This is a genomic window from Pontibacter toksunensis (assembly GCF_042686245.1).
GTDB classification, from domain to species: domain Bacteria; phylum Bacteroidota; class Bacteroidia; order Cytophagales; family Hymenobacteraceae; genus Pontibacter; species Pontibacter toksunensis.
Genome location: NZ_JBHUOX010000081.1, coordinates 1 through 1,681 on the forward strand (window position 1 = coordinate 1; position 1,681 = coordinate 1,681).

1 protein-coding gene is annotated in these 1,681 nt (G+C 44.2%); it reads left to right on the forward strand.

The annotated features are described in order from the left end of the window. The first annotated feature begins 401 nt into the window (after positions 1–401). Positions 402–1,184 (forward strand): LuxR C-terminal-related transcriptional regulator, encoded by a 783-nt coding sequence (locus ACFS7Z_RS27160; protein ID WP_377492601.1) that lies wholly within the window; start codon positions 402–404, stop codon positions 1,182–1,184. The last annotated feature ends 497 nt before the right edge of the window (positions 1,185–1,681 follow it).

Sequence of the window (1,681 nt, forward strand, 5' to 3'; positions counted from 1 at the left end):
TTAAAAGGCCCAGAAGTGCCTTTTAATAGCTAAAAATAAGCCGCAGCAACATGCCAGCAACAAAAAACCAACAACCGCAACAAAAGAGCAACAACCGCAGCACTAAGCATTGCTCGGCTTGAACGGTCAAAATAGAAGACACCCTATAAGCCTTCTCAAAATCTTCACGTTTGCTGGGACACTTCGTGCGCAAAATTCTTCATCCTGCCAATAGGAAATGGCAGGTCTGTTCATTGGCTTCTCCTAGGCAAGAGTTGGAAGCTTAGGTTTCAGGAAGAGCCTCATTTTCACAATGTTCGTATATGGTTTTTGTCAACTTTCTAACCGCCACTATTAGTAGATGCACTTGCAGCATGCAAACCACTAAAGAAATGCGGCTTGCACATAAAAGCTAAGAGACAATGGAACCAGTTATACATGAACAAGCGCAAAGAATCTGGAAAGTAATCTCAGAGAGGAACGGGAATGGAAGAGCCGTTACTGCAGAGGACTCCAGATTTGAGCTGGACCTGCATAAAAAGCTTCTTTCCTTCTTTCAGGTAGGGGAGTACTACTATTTTATACTCAATGTTAGAGCCTTTGCCTTCGAGCTGATGAGTGCAGAGGTGACCTCCGTGCTAGGGTATGCGCATGATGAAGTGGACCTTCCTTTTATACTAAGCATCATACATCCGGAAGATCAGCGCTGGTTTCTGTCTTGCGAAAAAAAAGTGGGGGAGTTCTTCTCCGGGTTGACCTTGGAGCAAATACCGAACTACAAGGTCCGCTATGACTACCGCATCAGGAAGAAGAACGGTGACTATATCCGCATTCTGCAGCAGGTGGTCACCATACAGTTTGACGAGCAGGGGCATGTTTTACGCACCCTCGGCATCCACACGGATATTTCTCATCTGAAGCAGGAAGGCGCTCCCGTGCTCTCGTTTATCGGGCTCAACGGGGAGCCTTCCTATACGAACGTTACTGTTGAGAAAGTCCGGTTTCCCGCTCATACTTTACTTTCTGCAAGGGAAAGAGATGTACTGCTCTTACTCGTCCAGGGCTACAACAGCGAAGAAATTGGCAAGAAGCTTTTCATAAGCACGAGCACGGTGCAGACGCACCGCAAGAACATGCTGCACAAAACCGGTTGCAAAAGTACTCCGGCACTGATTTCCTTTGCTGTCAAAGCAGGGGTGGTATAGTGTTTAAATCAATTTTTTACGAATCTTATAAATACCACATCTACAGGACAGCGGGCCAGGCATGTGAGAGGTTAGGTAAAGCTTCAGAATCACCTGGAAGACTCAGAAGTGGTTGCGATAAGACCTCTTCTATATGTACAGCACGAGGCGGGCACTTGGGTAAGGTGAATTTTGCTGCTTTGTAGGCTGTCCCCCTCCCACAATCCATGTAATCAACTAATTGCTCTCTCCTCCTTTACATCATGCACGTGATGATACATTTATTCATTGCAGTTCTAAAGCAATACCAAATGCTATTTTGCACGATGAAATATTACCCACTTCTGGGTATTTTTCAAAAAATAGCATATATAATATTGGAAATACATTATTTGTTTATGAATATTGTTTCATAAAATAAAACAATATAATATTCATGAAAAACAAGTACTTATTGACAGTTGCAGCAGCCTTGGGCTTTGCTTTCGCAGCTGAGGCACAGACTGTGTCAGTTGGTC

What these genes read in the sequence shown, in the direction of transcription:
- ACFS7Z_RS27160 (WP_377492601.1), top strand. Translation starts at nt 402, where the DNA reads ATGGAACCAGTTATACATGAACAAGCGCAAAGAATCTGGAAAGTAATC.